Below are 16607 nucleotides of genomic sequence, written 5' to 3'. Positions count from 1 at the left end.
GGATCCGCGGTGTTGACCAGTCACTATGTCCGCACATACGTTGCTGGCGAGGGAAAGCGCTTGCCGTGATGAGGGTCGCCGGTCCGTCGGAACCCCCGCCACCGGGCGCCCGCCACCGCCCGATGTCCCGTTCGATGGAGTGCTGATCACGTCCATGCCCACACCCAGCAACGACCCGAGCCCGACTTCGGACCACCTCCCCGACCGTCGCCCGGCCCCCCTGGCCGGCCGCCGCGTCCGGGCCGCGATCGTCGGCATCGGCGCCATCGGCGGCGGCTCCCATCTGCCCGCGCTCGCGCGCCTCGCCGAGGAGGGCGAGACCGAGGTCGTCGCCGCCGTCGACATCGACGCCGACGCGGTGGCCAAGTTCTGCGCCGAGCACGGCATCCCGCACGGCTACACCGACCTGGACCGCATGCTGGCGGAGCAGCGGCCCGACCTGGTCAGCATCTGCACCCCGCCGACCCTGCACCGCGACCAGACGATCACCGCGCTGCGGGCCGGTGCCTGGGTGTGGTGCGAGAAGCCGCCGGTGCCGACGCTCGCCGACTTCGACGCCGTCGAGGCCGAGGAGGGCGCGGCGACCGGGGGACCGTACGCCTCGATCGTCTTCCAGCACCGCTTCGGTTCCGGCGCGCGGCACGTGCGGCAGCTGATCGCCGAGCAGAGCCTCGGGCGTCCGCTGGTCGCGCACTGCCAGACCACCTGGTACCGGGACACCGCTTACTACGCCGTCCCCTGGCGCGGCCGCTGGGCCACCGAGGGCGGTGGGCCCGCCATGGGACACGGCATCCATCAGATGGACCTGTTGCTCGATCTGCTGGGCCCGTGGAGCGAGGTCCGAGCCATGGCCGGACGGCTGGTCCACGACGTGGAGACCGAGGACGTCTCCACGGCCCTCGTACGCTTCGAGAGCGGCGCCCTGGCCACCGTCGTCAACAGCGTCCTCAGCCCCGACGAGGTCAGCCGCATCCGCGTCGACTGTGAACGCGCCACCGTCGAACTGACCCATCTGTACGGCCACTCCAACGCCGACTGGTCCGTCATCCCCGCCCCGGGCACCCCGGAGGCGGACGCGGCGGCCTGGCGGGACTTCGGCGAGGACGTGCCCAGTTCGCACCTGGCCCAGCTGCGCGAGCTCGTGGCGAGCATGCGCGCCGGTGAACGCCCGCGCAGCAGCGGCGCCGACGGGCGGACGAGCCTGGAGCTGATCGCCGCCCTGTACAAGTCGGCGTTCACGGACGCGACCGTACGGCGTGGGGAGATCGGCCCAGGGGACCCGTACTACACGGCCATGCACGGAGGCGCCCCCGGCTGGGCGCCCGGAACCGCCCCGGTGTCCGCCGACGGGAGCCCCGCCGCCGCGGGCTCCGCCGGCACGAGTGAGGAGATCACCGCATGACGTTCCACGACGGGCTGCGCGTGGTCCACGCCCACGGCGACCGGATCACGGTCACCGAACCCACCACGGGCGTCGAGCTGTTGAGCTACGTCTACCGGCCCGAGGCGGCCTGGGAGGCGCCGAAGCCGTATCTGCACCCGATCCGGACGCTGGCCGGGGACGTCGTCACCGACTTCCGGCCCAACGACCACCGCTGGCACAAGGGCCTCCAGCTGACGGCCTCGCATCTGTCGGGCCAGAACCTGTGGGGCGGCAACTCCTACGTCCACGGCGAGGGTTATCTGCCGATCCCCGAGCGGGTCGGCTCGATGGCGCACGTCGGCTTCGACGTCGTCGAGTCGGACGGCGAGCGGGTCGTGATCGCCGAGCGGCTGACCTGGCACCCCTACACCGGCGAGTTGTGGGCGGACGAGGAGCGCCGGATCGAGATCCACGACGTGGACACCGAGTCCGGATCGTGGGCGCTGACCTGGACGAGCGCGATCACCAACCGCCGGGACGAGCCGCTGCTGTTCGGCAGTCCTACGACCGCCGGGCGGGAGATGGCCGGCTACACCGGTCTGTTCTGGCGCGGGCCGCGCGCCTTCCGGGACGGGCGGATCATCGGGCCCGACTCCGAGGGACCCGAGCTGATGGGCGGGCAGGCGCCCTGGCTGGCGTACTCGGGCGAGCACGACGGCACCGACGGCCACGCCACGCTCGTCTTCGCGCACGCCCCCGAGAACGACCACGCGGGAGCTGGCGGCGCCCATCCCGCGCACTGGTTCGTCCGCAACGAGCCGTTCGCCGCCGTCGCCCCCTCCTGGGCGTTCTTCGAGGAGCTGGAGCTGGCTCCGGGCGAGACGCTCAGCCGCCGCTACCGGGTCGTCGTGGCCGACGGTTCCTGGGAGCGGGAGGAGATCGCCAAGTACCTGGAGGCGCACCCGTGGTGAGCGGCTACGAGGGACTGCCGGGCGGGGTCGCCCTGTCGCACCTGTCCGTGTACGACTGGCCCGCGGCGGACGGGGTCTGTGGCGGCACCCCCCATATGCACCTGACCTGCTCGGAGGCGTACGTCGTCACCGGCGGGCGCGGGGCCGTGCAGACGCTCACGGCCTCCGGGTTCGAGGTCACGCCGCTGGCGCCCGGGACGGTCGCCTGGTTCACGCCGGGCACCATCCACCGGCTGGTCAACGAGGACGAGCTGCGCATCACCGTCCTCATGCAGAACAACGGGCTTCCCGAGGCGGGCGACGCGGTCCTCACGCTCCCCCCGGAGTACCTGACCGATCCGGAGACGTACGCCGAGGCCACCCGCATCCCGCTCGACGCTCCGGAGGAGGAGCGGGAGCGGGTCGCGCGGGCCCGGCGTGACCTCGCCCTGGAGGGCTACCGGGCGCTGCGGGACGCGTCCGGGCCCGAGCCGCTCGCCGCGTTCCACCGGGCCGCCGCCGCGCTCGTACGGCCACGGCTCGCGGAGTGGCGGGCGCGCTGGGAGCGGGGCGCGCGGGCGGCTGCCGCCGCGACCGGGGAGCAGCTCGACCGGCTGGAGCGGGGGGACGTGTCCCATCTGGCCGATGCCGTCGTACGCGCCGAGGAGCCCTCCGCGTACGGGAGGTTCGGCATGTGCGGGCGGTTGGACGTCTACAAGGGGGACTGAGCGGGGGTTCCGGGCGCCTCTGAGTCCGGGGAGTGCGGTGGCCGAGCGGCTGCGGGTGGTGTGTGGTTGCTCGCGCAGTTCCCCGCGCCCCTACGGGGCGCTCGTGGTCGGGCCTTTCACCGACCAGCCCGGGGTCTGCGGGTGGGCCTTGAGGTCCTCGTGGTGGAGCTCGGTGGCGCAGGCCGTGCAGGTGACCTTCGGGACCAGTGTCCTGCCGCAGGCGTGCTCGATCACCATGGGGCGGTCGTCGTCCGTGTGGAGATGGCGGTCGCCCCACGCCATGAGGGTCATCAGGACCGGCTCCAGCTCGAGCCCCGCCTGGGTGGGCCGGTACTCGAAGCGCTGCGGGCGCTCGTTGTAGGCGTGCTTGTGCAGGACGCCCGCGTCCACCAGCCGCCTGAGGCGGGTCGCCAGCACGTCGCGCGGCGCCCCGATGTTGCGGACCAGCTGGTCGAAGCGGCCGTTGCCGAGACAGACCTCGCGCAGGACCAGCAGGGAGTACTTCTCACCGACGATCGCCAGGGTGTCGGCGATGGAACAGGGGCGTGGATCTCCGGAGGCGGGCATGCACCCAGTCTAGAGGAGGGTTTGTTTTTCCAACTCGCAGGCCTATGGTGAGTTCGGAAATCCTACTCACTGGTACTCGTGGAGGTCCGACCCATGCGTGACGCCGTGATCGTCGAAGCCGTACGCACGCCCCTGGGCAAGGGGAAGCCGAACGGTGCCCTCGCCCATGTCCACCCCGTCGACCTCCTCGCCCACACCCTGCGCGCCCTCGTCGACCGCTCCGGCGTCGATCCGGCGCTCGTCGACGACGTCATCGGAGGCACCGTCGACCAGGTGGGCGAGCAGGCCATGAACACCACCCGCTACGCCGTCCTCGCGGCCGGCTTTCCGGAGACGGTCCCCGCGACCACGGTCGACCGGCAGTGCGGCTCCTCCCAGCAGGCCGTGCACTTCGCGGCCCAGGGCGTCATGTCGGGTGCGTACGACCTGGTCGTCGCCTGCGGGGTGGAGTCGATGAGCCGGGTGCCGATGTGGTCCAACGTGCCGCCCGGCAAGGACCCGTTCGGGCCCGGCGTCGCCGCGCGCTACCCCGAGGGGCTCGTGCCGCAGGGCATCAGCGCCGAGCTGATCGCCGCGAAGTGGTCCCTCGGGCGGGAACGGATGGACGAGTTCGCGGTGTCGTCCCACCACCGGGCCGCGGCCGCCTGGGAGAGCGGCCTCTTCGACGCCGAGGTCGCGCCGCTGGAGGGGGTGACCCGCGACGAGTGCGTACGGCCCGGCAGCACGCCCGAGATCCTGGCCGGGCTCCGGCCCGCCTACCACGACCCCGGCTTCGCCGAGCGGTTCCCGCAGATCGAGTGGAACGTCACCGCCGGGAACGCCAGCCCCGTCAACGACGGAGCGTCGGCCGTCCTCGTCGCGTCCGCCGAGACGGCCGCACGGCTGGGGCTGCGGCCCCTCGCCCGGCTGCACTCCTTCGCCGTCACCGGCTCGGATCCGCTGCTGATGCTCACGGGCGTCGTCCCCGCCACCGAGAAGGTGCTGCGCCGGGCCGGGCTGGGCATCGACGACATCGATCTCTTCGAGGTCAACGAGGCGTTCGCCGCCGTCGTGCTCGCCTGGCAGCAGGAGACGGGCGCCGACCTGGACAAGGTCAACGTCCACGGGGGCGCCATCGCCCTGGGGCATCCGCTCGGGGCCAGCGGGACCCGGCTGACGACGACGCTGGTGCACGCGATGCGCGAACGCGGCGCGCGCTACGCGTTGCAGACCATGTGCGAGGCGGGTGGGCTGGCCAACGCGATGGTGCTGGAGGCGGTTTGAGGTGGCGGCGGTTTGAGGTGGGAGCCGTTCGCGCCGGGGGCGGGCGCGGGTGGGTGGGGGCTGGTCGCGCAGTTCCCCGCGCCCCTGGAGGACGGCCCTGCGGGCCCCCTCCATACCTCAGCGGGCCCGCAGGTGGTGGCGTTTGCGCCAGGCCAGGGTCGCGCCGATCAGGGCCGGGACCGCGATGCAGGCCATGGCGATCAGGAAGGCCGGGGACGTCGGGGACGAGGCACGGGCGCCGGCCACGGCGTACGCGGCGGTGTTCGGGATGGAGCCGAGGGCGGTGGCCAGGAGGAAGGGCAGGTAGCCCATCCGGGAGACCGAGGCGCAGTAGTTGGCCGCCCAGAAGGGCACCCCGGGGAAGAGGCGGGCCGCCAGCATCGAGCGGAAGCCGTGGCGGCTGAGCTGGCCGTCCGCCGACTTCAGCCACCGGTGGCGCAGCAGCGGCCGCAGGGCGTCCTGACCGAGGATCCGCCCCAGGCCGAAGGCGAGGCCCGCGCCGAGGACCGTGCCCGCGAGCGCCGACGCCAGACCGAGCTGTGAGCCGAAGAGGGCGCCCGCCGCGATGTTGAGGATCGGACGGGGGACGAAGGCGACCGTGCACAGCCCGTACGCCACCGCGAACATCACCACCGCCGCGGCTCCGCCCAGCTGGGGCGGCCAGCCGTCGGCCAGCAGCCGCTGCGGCTCGAACAGCAGCACCGTGGAGACGGCGGCCAGGAGCAGCGCGACGAGGAGCGAGAACCGGGCCCACGGCGAGAGCAGCACTCTGCCCCAGCGGGCGGCGCGCCCCGGCGATACGGCCGGGACCGTGACAGGTGTGACGACGGCGAGCTCCGTGGCGGCGGTCCGGGGAAGGACCGTGGCGGTGCCCCCAGAGCGGGTGGTGGCATCGAGCATTCGACGACGGTAACCGACCCGTGTACGTGTATGCCGTACGGAACGTCTCACGGGCGTCACAGGAAGCGGAACAACAGACTCGCCGGGCACCGCGCGTCCGGACCTCCGCCGGGCAGCGCGCACCCCGCTGCCTGCGCCTTCCGGACCACGGGCCCGACCCGCGCACCGTTCACCCCGTACGCCGTCCTGTGAAGCATCTCTCTTCCGCTTTCTCCCGGAACTCCCGCGCACCGAAAACCATTCGACGCGGGCCGACTTGTCGACGATGATCGGCGTCATGTTCCGGCACGCCTTCGCTCTCGCCGCATCCGCCACAGGCGCGGATGCCCCGAAGGCTGCCCTTCTGATCGTCGTGGCCGCCGCGGACGGCGCCCGAAGCTGACCCTTCCCGGACATTCCGGCGGACCCCGCAGGGGGAGGGTCGGCAAGACCTCGGGGTCCCCGTCCCGGCTGCCGTTCCGTGCCGCCGGGGCCATCACTCAGTACCGCTGAAGAGGCTTCGAGGTACCGCCATGTCCAAGACTGCTTACGTCCGTACGAAACCGCATCTCAACATCGGCACGATGGGTCACGTCGACCACGGCAAGACCACCCTGACCGCCGCCATCACCAAGGTCCTCGCCGAGCGCGGGGCCGGCACGTTCGTCCCCTTCGACCGCATCGACCGCGCCCCGGAGGAGGCGGCGCGCGGCATCACCATCAACATCGCGCACGTCGAGTACGAGACCGACACCCGGCACTACGCGCACGTCGACATGCCCGGCCACGCCGACTACGTCAAGAACATGGTCACCGGCGCCGCGCAGCTCGACGGGGCGATCCTCGTCGTCTCCGCGCTCGACGGGATCATGCCGCAGACCGCCGAGCACGTGCTGCTCGCCCGGCAGGTGGGCGTCGACCACATCGTCGTCGCCCTCAACAAGGCCGACGCGGGCGACGAGGAGCTCACCGACCTCGTCGAGCTGGAGGTCCGCGAACTGCTCACCGCGCACGGCTACGGCGGTGACTCCGTACCCGTGGTCCGGGTCTCCGGGCTCAAGGCGCTCGAAGGGGACCCGCGGTGGACGGCGTCGATCGACGCGCTGCTGGACGCCGTGGACACCTACGTCCCGATGCCGGAGCGGTACCTGGACGCGCCGTTCCTGTTGTCCGTGGAGAACGTGCTGACCATCACGGGGCGGGGGACCGTCGTCACCGGGGCCGTCGAGCGCGGCACCATCCGCGTGGGCGACCGCGTCGAGGTGCTCGGTGCCGGGATCGAGACCGTCGTCACCGGCGTCGAGACCTTCGGCAAGCCCATGGAGGAGGCGCAGGCCGGGGACAACGTGGCGCTGCTGCTGCGCGGGGTGGGACGGGACGCCGTCCGACGCGGGCACGTCGTCGCCGCGCCCGGCAGTGTCGAGCCCCGGCGGCACTTCACCGCGCAGGTGTACGTGCTGTCGGCGCGCGAGGGGGGCCGCACGACCCCGGTGTCCAGCGGGTACCGGCCCCAGTTCTACATCCGCACGGCCGACGTGGTGGGGGACATCGACCTCGGTGAGGTCGCCGTCGCCCGGCCCGGGGACCGCGTCACGATGAGCGTGGAGCTGGGCCGGGAGGTTCCGTTGGAGCCGGGGCTCGGGTTCGCGATCCGTGAGGGCGGTCGGACCGTCGGGGCGGGGACCGTGACGGCCGTTCAGTAGACGGTCGTCGTGGGCGGGGGACCGCCGGCCGGTACTCAGCCGGTCGCGCGGTTCCCCGCGCTCCCGCCGGGCGTTCCCTGCACCAGAATGGGGACCGTGAACGAAGCCATACCCGTGTCCCGGGCCATCGACCGGGGCACCGCCAAGCTCATGCCCGACGTCGACCGGGAGCGGGCCTGGCTGTTGACCGTCGACGGGGCGCCGCAGTCGTACGTCGATCTCGACGAGCCCACCCACCTGGAGTTCGAGTACGCGCGGCGGCTCGGGCACGTGCTGGACACCGTGGCGGAGCCGGGGCTGCCGCTCGACGTGGTGCATCTCGGCGGTGGCGCGCTCACCCTGCCCCGCTACGTGGCCGCCACCCGGCCCGGGTCCCGGCAGCGGGTCGTCGAGTACGACCAGGGGCTGCTCGACCTGGTCGTCGAGCAGTTGCCGCCGCCCGGCGACGCGGGGATCGCGCTGCACGGGGCGGACGCGCGGGAATGGCTCGAAGCGGCCCCCGCCGACTCCGCCGACGTCCTCGTGGGCGATGTCTTCGGCGGTTCACGGGTCCCGGCGCATCTGTCGACCGTGGGGTACGCGCGGGCCGTCGCACGCGTGCTGCGCGCGGACGGTGTCTATCTCGCGAACCTCCCCGACGCCGCGCCCTTCGCCTATCTGCGGTCCCAACTGGCCACGCTGGCAACGGTGTTCGAGGAGCTGACGCTGATTGCCGAGCCGGGGGTGCTGCGCGGCAGGCGGTTCGGGAACGCCGTGCTGGTCGCCGCCCACCAGCCGCTCGACAACGCCGGCCTGGCCCGGCGGACCGCCGCCGACGCCTTCCCCGCGCGGGTCGAGCACGGTCCGGCGCTGCGCGCGTTCATCGGCGGTGCCGCGCCTGTGCGCGAGGAGGACGCCGTACCGTCACCCGAGCCGCCCGACGGGGCCTTCGGCATCGGCTGAACCGGGCTCGCCGCCGGTCTCGGGGCCGGGCTCGGGGTCGGGCTCGACCTTGGGCACCGGCGTGCCGCGCCGGGTCAGGTTGCGTACGTCCCGCACGCACAGCACCGCCGCCGTCGCGGCCACGCACAGCCCGGCGCAGCCCCACAGGGCCGCCGTACGTCCGAAGGCGCTCTCCGCCGGGCCCGCCAGCGCGGCGGCGAGCGGCACCATGGCCACCGAACCGAACCAGTCGTACGCGGAGACCCGGGACAGCTTGTCCTCGGGGATCTCCTGGTGCAGCGCGGTCATCCAGGAGACCCCGAAGACCTCGATCGACAGACCGCTGACGAACATGGCCAGGCACAGCGCGGCGATCGGCACCGGCACGGCCAGCGCGGCGGACGGCAGGGCGAAGGGGAAGACGCAGAGGACGCCGACGAGGAGGAGACGGCGTGGTTTCCAGCGCGCCATGAGCAGCGCTCCGGCGGCGTTGCCGGCCCCGAAGAAGGCGAGGGCCAGGCCCCAGGAGCCCGGCCCGCCCAGGCTGTCCCGGGCTACCTGCGGGCCGTAGACCGCGTCGGCGGCGACGATGACCGCGTTCACCAGGGAGAACTGGACCACGATCGCCCACAGCCAGGTCCGGCCGGTGAACTCCCGCCAGCCGTCCCGGAGATCCGCGAGCAGCCCGCCGCCCGCCCCGCGCTCGGGTATGTGGCTCACGTCGAGGAAGGCACGCAGGGCGCCTGCCAGGGCGAACGCCGCCGCGTCCACGGCGAGCACCCAACCGGGGCCGATCACCGCGATCAGGGCGCCGCCGAGTGCGGCGCCGCTCATGGTCGCGCCCTGCGACGCGAAGCGGAACAGCGCGAAGGCCCGGCCCGCCTGTTCGGCGGTGACGGACGACAGGAGCATGCCCTCGGCGGCCGGACCGAAGAAGGCCTGGCCGACGCCGCCGAGCGCGGAGAGCAGCATCATCTGCCACAGGAGTGCCTCGCCGGTGAGGACGAGGACGGCGAAGGCGGCCTGGGAGAGACAGTTGAGGGCGTTCGCCGCGACCATCACCCGGTGCCGGGGGAGCCGGTCGGCGATCGCGCCGCCGACCAGCAGGAACAGCACGAGCGGCAGGGTGCGCGCCGCCGCGACCAGGCCGACGTCGCCGCCGTCGCCTCCTGCCTCCAGGACCGCGAACGCGGCCGCGATCAGGGCGCCGTTGCTGCCCAGGTTGGTGACGACCGCGGCCGTCGTCAGCAGGGTGTAGTTGCGGCCGGCCCATGCGGGGCGGCGACGGGGGGCGGCGGGAGTGGTCACCCGCCGACTATCGCCGCCCCGGCACCTTCTGCCAAACCGTTTCCGCACGGGGTGGGGCGGGATCGGGCCAGGTGGGGCCGCCGTCTTGGGGGGCCGACCCCTTGGGGGGTGGCGTCGTGGGGCCGAGCCCGGGAGTCGGCGCCGTGAGTCGAGCTCTGGGCGCCGACTCCGGCACCGGCCCGTGGTGTCGCTCCGCGCAGCCGGTCCGCGGAGCCGGGCCGGGCCGGTCCGTGGAGCCGGCCCGCGCAGTCGGTCCGTGGAGCCGGCTCCGGGAGGTTCGTCCGGCGCCGGTGGGCGGGCGCGCGTCCGGTCAGCCGCCCGTGGGTTCGCCGTACAGGCGTACCGTGCTGAGGATCTTCTGCACCGTGGCGTCCGGGACCTCCTCCTTCACGTCCTTGGCGCCGTGGAAGGTCCAGGAGACGTAGTCACCGGCCGAGTTCTTGAAGGCGAACGTGGTCGCCTTGCCGTCGGTGTCGCACTTGTCCTTCTTGGCGACGCCCGTCGAGTACGTGGTCGCGACACTGCCCTCGACGCCCGACGCCGTGGTGTACGCCTCGGGCTTGCCGATGGTCATCTTCTTCTTGGAGGCGGCCTTCTGGTCGGTGTACCCGCCGAAGACCCACCACGCCGAGTCGTTGCGGGCGATGTCCTCGGTGCCCTTGGCGCCCTGCTGGCCCTTGGTGCCCACGGCGGCGAGCGAACTCGACTCCTCGTTGCCGTCCTTGTCGTCGTCCGAGGTGCAGTACTTCTCCTTGAGGATGGCGGGCGCCGACATCCCGATGAGGACCGAGCCGTCGCCCTTCTCGGAGTCCTCGAAGCCGATGAAGGTGTCGGGCGACTGCACCTCCCACTCGGCGGGCACGTCGAAGGCCGTACCCCACTTGGGGTTGACGACGACCTTCCACCCCTCGACGGTCGGCTTCGCGCCGGCGTCCTCGCCGCGCGGGTTGTCCTCGGTGCTCTCGGACGCGGTCGGCGACGGCGAGGCCGAGGGCGCCGACTGGGTCTTCGACTTGTCCTTGTCGCCGTCACCGCCGAGCACCAGGAAGCCCGTCACACCGGCCGCCACGACGACGGCCGTGGCCGCGATGATCGCGATCAGCTTCGTCCGGTTGCCGCCGCCTCCGCCCGGCGGCACCGGCGGGCCCGCGGGGGCCTGCGCGCCCCACTGCGGTTGCTGCCCGTACTGGGCCTGCTGACCCGTCGACTGGTATCCGGGCTGCTGGTAGGGGTTCGGCTGCTGGTACCCCTGCTGTTGGTATCCCGGCTGTACCGGCTGTCCGGACTGGTCGTACCCCGGCTGCTGGTACGGGTTCGGCTGCTGCGGTTGGTGCTCGCCCCCGGGCGGCTGCTGCTGTCCTGGCCACATGGCTCGTAACCATAGATGCGGCGGGGGGCGGGGTGCCACGGGAGTCCACGAAGCCGCTTTGCAGTCGGGACGAACGGCTTCAAAACGCCCCGGCCCGACGACTTTTGACCCGATGTCCTACGGGGCGCCGGGAGGTGGTCGGCTCCTCGCGGAGGCGTCGGGTTCTCGGGCGCGAACGTCGTCGGGCTGCGGGCGCCCCTGGTCATGGCTGTCTACTCGTGGGTAACATCGCGCCATGAGCGCAGACCAGATGTCGATCGGCGAGATGCTCGCCGCCACGGTGCCGATGGCCAGGACCCTGAAGCTGGAGTTCCTGGAGACCACTCCGGAGAAAGCCGTCGTGGTGCTGCCGGACGACGGCGAGTTCCACAACCACGTCGGCGGGCCGCACGCCGGTGCGATGTTCACGGTGGGGGAGACGGCGAGCGGGGCGATCGTGCTCGCCGCGTTCGGGGACCAGCTCTCGCGTGCCGTGCCGCTCGCGGTCCGCGCGGAGATCGCGTACCGGAAGCTCGCGATGGGGGCCGTCACGGCGACCGCGACGCTGGGCCGCCCCGCGGCCGAGGTCGTCGCCGAACTCGACGCCGGGCAGCGCCCGGAGTTCCCCGTCACCATCACCATCCACCGCGCCGACGGCGCCGTGACGGGCGAGATGACGGTGGTCTGGACCCTGCGCCCCAACGCCTGACGTCGGCGCCGGGAGGGCTGAGTGCGTTGTTGCATGGAGCAGCGGGCCTCCCGGTGGTGACGCGGTTGTTGAAGCCCGTCACGGTCAAGGAGACCCGCTGGCCGCGGCGGCTTGTTCGGGCCGTTGACACGAGTCACCGAGAGCTCTAGTTTCCCCGCCGACACGCGCGCACGACGTTCCCCACGACGGCCTGCACGAAGGAGTGACGGCTCATGTCAGAAACCGTGTCCCGGCGTTGCGGCGCCCTTCGCCCGAGACGGTGGAGCGCGGCGGCGACCGCCCTCGTCGCCGCCCTCGCCGCCGCCCTGCTGACCCCCGCACCGGCGCGGGCGGCGACCCCGCAGCCGGCCCTCGTCCGGACCGACGCGGGCTGGGTCCGGGGCGAGACCACCGCCGAGGGCCGGCAGTTCCTCGGCATCCCCTACGCCCAGCCGCCCGTCGGGGACCTCCGTTGGACCGAGCCACGCCCCGTGCGGCCCTGGCAAGGGGTGCGCGAGGCGGGCGAGTTCGGCGACCGGTGTGTGCAGACGGCCAGTTGGGACCCCGGCTACGAGCAGCCGAGCCACACCGAGGACTGTCTGGACCTCAACGTGTACGCCCCGCGGGGCAGCGCCCACCGGCCGGTCATGGTGTGGCTGCACGGCGGCGGGCTCACCGCGGGCGCGGGTGAGGACGTCGTCCCGGACGCCTTCGCCCGCCGCACCGGCACGGTCGTCGTGACCGTCAACTACCGCCTCGGCGCGATGGGTTTCCTCGCCACGCCCGACCTCGACGACGAAGCCCGCGACGGGGTCTCCGGCAACTTCGGGATGCTCGACCAGCAGGCCGCGCTCCGCTGGGTCCGGACCAACATCGGCCGCTTCGGCGGCGATCCACGGAGGGTCACCGTCGCGGGCGAGTCCGCCGGTGGCCGCTCGGTCTGCACCCAGCTGGCCTCGCCGACCGCGCGCGGCCTGTTCCGCGCCGGGATCGTGCAGAGCGGCGCGTACGGCGACTGCGCCGCCCGTACCCACGAGGCGGCGGTCGACCAGGGCCGGACCTTCCTCGCCCGGCTGGACTGCGCGGACGTGGCCTGCCTGCGCGGCAGACCGGCCGAGGAGATCCTCGCCGCCCAGGCGGGCCTGAACTGGGGCCCCGTCGTCGGCGGTGCCTTCCTGCCCGTGCAACCGGCCCGGGCCTTCGCCGAGGGGGCGGCGGCCGGCGTGCCGGTCCTCAACGGCGCCAACCAGGACGAGGGCCGGCTCTTCGCGTTCGCCCGCTTCGACGGGGCCGGTGCCCCGCTCACCGCCGAGCGGTACCCGACCGTCATGCGCACCGACTTCGGCGACCGCGCCCTGGAGCGCTACCCGCTGTCCGCCCACCCCTCGCCGACCGTCGCGTACGCCACCGCCCAGGGCGACCAGGGCTTCGCCTGCCCCGCGCTACGACTGAACCGGACCCTCGCCGGACGCGGCCCGGTCTACGCGTACGAGTTCGCCGACCGCACCTCCCCGCCCTTCGCCTCGCTGCGCGACCTGGACACGGACTTCGACTTCGGCGCGACCCACGTCAACGAGGTGCAGTACCTCTTCCGCCACTTCGGCCTGGAGTCGCCCCTGAACGCCGAGCAGCGCCGGCTCTCCCGGCAGATGACCGACTACTGGGGCTCCTTCATCCGCGACGGGGTGCCGCGGGTCGCGGGACAGCCCGTGATCCCGGCGGGAGGCGGGAAGATCCTCACCCTCCGGACCGCCGCACAGGGCGGCAACGCACTGAGCACGGCCGTGCACGGTGAGCACCGGTGCGACCTGTGGGACAACCCGTAGGACTCCGTCGCCGTCCGAGTAAGCGGGTAGGCTGCCCCGGCGCGCGCTCCGTCGAGAGCGCGCGCCGGGGGCCCCGAGATCCGCCAGACCCACATGATCCGCCTGCACGGGAGGAACCGGCTTTGCACGTCCAGGAGTGGCTCGAAACAGTGCCTCCGCTCGCCATCTACCTGTTGGTGGGGCTGGTCATCGGCCTGGAGAGCCTGGGCATCCCGCTGCCGGGCGAGATCATCCTGGTCTCCTCCGCGCTGCTCGCGTCCCAGCACGGAGAGATCGACCCGTTCGTCCTCGGCGCCTGCGCCACCGCCGGCGCGATCATCGGCGACTCGATCGGCTACGCCATCGGCCGCAAGGGCGGGCGCCCACTGTTGGCCAAGCTCAACCGGCGGTTCCCCAAACACTTCAGCGAGAGCAACATCGCCGTCGCCGAGCGCTCCTTCGACCGGTGGGGCATGTGGGCCGTCTTCTTCGGCCGCTTCATCGCCCTGCTCCGCATCTTCGCCGGGCCCCTCGCCGGTGTCCTGCAGATGCCCTACTGGCGCTTCGCCGTCGCCAACGTCCTCGGCGGCATCCTCTGGGCCGGTGGCACCACCGCCGTCATCTACTACGTCGGTGTCGTCGCCGAGGCCTGGCTCAAGCGCTTCTCCTGGCTGGGACTGGTCCTGGCGGTGCTGATCGGCGTCACCTCGATGCTGGTGATCAAGCGCAAGGCGAAGAAGGCGGCCGAGAAGGCGGAAGGCGAAGCCGAGGGGGAGCTGGTGACCGCCGGGGACTAGTCACGCCCGGAAGGGGGGACGGACCGTGTCGACGCCGGTCGACGCCGGTCGACGCCGGTCGACGTCGCCGATGCCGGCCGATGCCTGTCGATGCGGTGGGCGGATCCGCCGCGCGGGCGCCCCCGGTCGCGATCCGGCTGACTGACGGCCCAGGCCCCGTCCCCCTCCTCCGGCCGGCGGACCGTCTACGCCCCGTACTCCTCCTGCGCCTCCCGGTGCGCCTTGGCCAACTCCGTGTAGTGCGTGCCGTTCAAGGTCACCAACTCCCGCTCCTCGTCGGTGAGTGGCCGCTTCACCTTCGCCGGCACCCCCGCCACCAGCGACCCGGGCGGCACCCGCATCCCCTGCGGCACCAGGGCCTGCGCGGCGACCAGGGACCCCGCGCCGATCACCGCGCCGTTCAGCACGGTCGCGCCCATCCCGATCAGACAGTCGTCCTCGACGGTCGCCCCGTGCACCACAGCGTTGTGCCCGATCGACACCCGCGCGCCGATCGAGACGGGAAAACCGGGATCGACGTGCAGCGTGCAGTTGTCCTGCACGTTGGCGTCCGCGCCGATGACGATCGGCTCGAACTCGGCCCGCAGCACCGCCCCGTACCAGACGCTCGCCCCCGGCCGCAGGGTCACGTCGCCGATCACCGTCGACGTGGGGGACACGAACGCGGCCTCCTCCACCTCCGGCTTCTTGCCGCCGAACGTCGTGATCAGGGCCCGCTGCCGGTTCATCGCCGCCTCCAGATGCTGGGTGAAGATCAGTCCTCACCCGCACCGTAAGCCATGGGGTGCGCGTCGCGTGGGGTGAAGATCACAGCCGTACGACGTCATGCGGGTGCCGCCCGGTGAGTACCGTGAGCGGGTGCCGAAGAAGAACACGTTCTCGTCCTGGTCGGGCCGCCTCGTGCAGCGCGCCGTCCACGCGGGCTGGGCGTGGCTGCAGCGCACGGGGTCGGTGACGGCGGAGCGGCCCGGCCGCTTCCGCTTCGGCGCGATGGGAACGGGTACCAGGCTGGCCTTTCCCCTCGGCACCGTCTTCGGCGAGCCGTGGATCCACCTGGGCTCCCACTGCATCATCGGCGAGCAGGTCACCCTGACCGCCGGACTGATGCCCGATCTGGACCTCGGCGCGGAACCGATCCTGCGCATCGGGGACGGGGTCGTGCTCGGGCGGGGCAGCCATGTCATCGCCGACACCACCGTCACGATCGGCAGCGACTGCTACTTCGGGCCGTACGTGTACGTGACCTCCACCAACCACTCGTACGACGACCCGCACCAGCCGATCGGCAAGCAGTGGCCCCGTATGGATCCGGTGTCGATCGGACCCGGCTGCTGGATCGGCACCGGCGCGGTGATCCTGCCGGGGGCGCGGGTCGGGCGCAACGTGGTGGTCGCGGCGGGGGCGGTGGTGCGCGGGGTGGTGCCGGACCACTCGGTGGTGGCCGGGGCGCCCGCGCGGGTCGTGCGCCGGTGGGACCCGGTGGAGGGGTGGCAGCCGCCGATCCGGACACCCGCGCCGGTACCGATCCCCGACGGGGTCACCCCGGAGCAGCTGCTGGCGCTCGCCGAGTGGGACGCGGAGGGGGCGGGGGAGTCCGCCCAGCGGCCCTGAGGGGGCGCGGTCCTCGCAGTACAGTTCGGTGAACGTCGGGTGCGCCCCACCTCGTTCGTCGTGTTGGACTCTGTCACTGAGATATTGGACGGAACGTGTCGGATCTCGACCTGCTGACCCAGTCCCTGGCGCGGAACGTCAAGCGCTGGCGCACCGAGCGGGGGTTCACCCTGGACACGCTGGCGGCTCGCGCCGGAGTCAGCCGCGGGATGCTCATCCAGATCGAACAGGCCCGCACCAATCCCAGTCTCGGAACCGTCGTCAAGATCGGCGACGCCCTCGGTGTCAGCATCACCACCCTGCTCGACTACGAACAGGGGCCCAAGGTCCGGGTCGTGCCCGCCGAGCAGGTGGTCCGGCTGTGGCACACCGAGACGGGCAGCTACAGCAAACTGCTGGCCGGCACGGAGGCGCCCGGCCCGCTGGAGATGTGGGACTGGCGGCTGATGCCGGGCGAGGGCAGCCGGTCGGACCCGCACCCCGTGGGCACCGTCGAGATCGCCCATGTCACGGCGGGCGAGCTGACCCTCACCGTGGACGGCGCCGAGTACCGGGTCCCGGCCGGCGCGAGCGTCACCTTCGAGGCGGGCGCGGCCCACGAGTACGCCAACCGCGGCGACGTGCCGACCGAGATGGTGCTCACGGTCTCGGTGCCGGCGGTGCACTGAGGCACCGG

General features: G+C 72.8%; 16 protein-coding genes. 11 read left to right on the top strand and 5 right to left on the bottom strand.

Translation table 11 applies throughout. The features are described 5' to 3' along the window. The first annotated feature begins 154 nt into the window (after positions 1-154). Genes PUR53_RS30925 through PUR53_RS30915 form a run of 3 tightly spaced genes read left to right on the top strand, consistent with a single transcriptional unit; the run spans position 155 to position 3041 of the window. Positions 155-1402 carry a Gfo/Idh/MocA family protein gene (locus PUR53_RS30925; RefSeq protein ID WP_329901350.1) on the top strand — a complete coding sequence of 416 codons (1248 nt, stop codon included), beginning with the start codon at positions 155-157 and terminating at the stop codon, positions 1400-1402. Continuing rightward, entirely contained in the window at positions 1399-2334 is a 936-nt protein-coding gene (locus PUR53_RS30920) for a PmoA family protein (RefSeq protein ID WP_329910367.1), read from the top strand. The genes PUR53_RS30925 and PUR53_RS30920 overlap by 4 nt, the downstream gene beginning before the upstream one ends. Then, a complete protein-coding gene (locus PUR53_RS30915; RefSeq protein ID WP_329901352.1) occupies positions 2328-3041 on the top strand; it encodes a cupin domain-containing protein in 714 nt (237 codons plus the stop codon). Before PUR53_RS30920 ends, PUR53_RS30915 begins: the two co-directional genes overlap by 7 nt. A gap of 90 nt (positions 3042-3131) precedes the next feature. Here PUR53_RS30915 and PUR53_RS30910 read toward each other — a convergent pair whose 3' ends face one another. Next, positions 3132-3608: a winged helix-turn-helix transcriptional regulator gene (locus PUR53_RS30910; protein ID WP_329901353.1), complete on the bottom strand. Its 477-nt coding sequence runs from the start codon at positions 3606-3608 to the stop codon at positions 3132-3134. Positions 3609-3701: 93 nt separating this feature from the next. Between PUR53_RS30910 and PUR53_RS30905 the strand changes: the two genes are divergently transcribed. Continuing rightward, positions 3702-4871 (top strand): thiolase family protein, encoded by a 1170-nt coding sequence (locus tag PUR53_RS30905; protein WP_329901354.1) that lies wholly within the window; start codon positions 3702-3704, stop codon positions 4869-4871. A 117-nt stretch (positions 4872-4988) separates the two neighbouring features. Here the strand turns inward: PUR53_RS30905 and PUR53_RS30900 are convergent, their stop codons facing one another. Next, positions 4989-5771, bottom strand: coding sequence for a TVP38/TMEM64 family protein (locus PUR53_RS30900; protein WP_329901355.1), 783 nt, complete (start codon positions 5769-5771; stop codon positions 4989-4991). A 512-nt stretch (positions 5772-6283) separates the two neighbouring features. On the opposite strand from PUR53_RS30900, the gene tuf reads away from it, so the two are divergent. Then, the gene (gene tuf, locus PUR53_RS30895; protein ID WP_319242791.1) at positions 6284-7453 is read left to right on the top strand and encodes an elongation factor Tu; all 1170 of its coding nucleotides are present in this window, start codon (positions 6284-6286) and stop codon (positions 7451-7453) included. Between the two features lie 96 nt (positions 7454-7549). Next, entirely contained in the window at positions 7550-8395 is an 846-nt protein-coding gene (locus tag PUR53_RS30890; protein ID WP_329901356.1) for a spermidine synthase, read from the top strand. On the opposite strand, the gene PUR53_RS30885 is transcribed toward PUR53_RS30890, so the two are convergent. Together PUR53_RS30885 and PUR53_RS30880 are read right to left on the bottom strand one after the other, a co-directional pair. Next, positions 8357-9682, bottom strand: coding sequence for an MFS transporter (locus tag PUR53_RS30885; RefSeq protein ID WP_329910366.1), 1326 nt, complete (start codon positions 9680-9682; stop codon positions 8357-8359). The genes PUR53_RS30890 and PUR53_RS30885 overlap by 39 nt on opposite strands. A 310-nt stretch (positions 9683-9992) precedes the next feature. Further along, on the bottom strand, positions 9993-11051 hold the full coding sequence (locus tag PUR53_RS30880; protein ID WP_329901358.1) for a hypothetical protein: 1059 nt from the start codon (positions 11049-11051) through the stop codon (positions 9993-9995). 250 nt (positions 11052-11301) lie between these two features. On the opposite strand from PUR53_RS30880, the gene PUR53_RS30875 reads away from it, so the two are divergent. The 3 genes from PUR53_RS30875 (at position 11302) to PUR53_RS30865 (ending at position 14320) form a co-directional block, all read left to right on the top strand. Then, the gene (locus tag PUR53_RS30875; protein ID WP_329910390.1) at positions 11302-11739 is read left to right on the top strand and encodes a DUF4442 domain-containing protein; all 438 of its coding nucleotides are present in this window, start codon (positions 11302-11304) and stop codon (positions 11737-11739) included. Positions 11740-11951: 212 nt separating this feature from the next. Continuing rightward, positions 11952-13544 (top strand): carboxylesterase/lipase family protein, encoded by a 1593-nt coding sequence (locus tag PUR53_RS30870; protein WP_329901360.1) that lies wholly within the window; start codon positions 11952-11954, stop codon positions 13542-13544. Positions 13545-13666: 122 nt separating this feature from the next. Further along, positions 13667-14320, top strand: coding sequence for a DedA family protein (locus PUR53_RS30865; protein ID WP_329901361.1), 654 nt, complete (start codon positions 13667-13669; stop codon positions 14318-14320). A 185-nt stretch (positions 14321-14505) separates the two neighbouring features. Here the strand turns inward: PUR53_RS30865 and PUR53_RS30860 are convergent, their stop codons facing one another. Then, entirely contained in the window at positions 14506-15048 is a 543-nt protein-coding gene (locus tag PUR53_RS30860; protein ID WP_329910365.1) for a gamma carbonic anhydrase family protein, read from the bottom strand. A 130-nt stretch (positions 15049-15178) separates the two neighbouring features. Between PUR53_RS30860 and PUR53_RS30855 the strand changes: the two genes are divergently transcribed. Together PUR53_RS30855 and PUR53_RS30850 are read left to right on the top strand one after the other, a co-directional pair. Then, complete coding sequence (locus PUR53_RS30855; RefSeq protein WP_329896797.1) at positions 15179-15931, top strand: acyltransferase; 753 nt, start codon at positions 15179-15181, stop codon at positions 15929-15931. Positions 15932-16026: 95 nt separating this feature from the next. Next, a complete protein-coding gene (locus tag PUR53_RS30850) occupies positions 16027-16599 on the top strand; it encodes a helix-turn-helix domain-containing protein (RefSeq protein WP_329896798.1) in 573 nt (190 codons plus the stop codon). The last annotated feature ends 8 nt before the right edge of the window (positions 16600-16607 follow it).

Source organism: Streptomyces sp. SP18BB07 (genome assembly GCF_036322545.1).
Lineage (GTDB): Bacteria > Actinomycetota > Actinomycetes > Streptomycetales > Streptomycetaceae > Streptomyces > Streptomyces deccanensis.
This window is presented reverse-complemented; position numbering and strand designations above follow the sequence as displayed.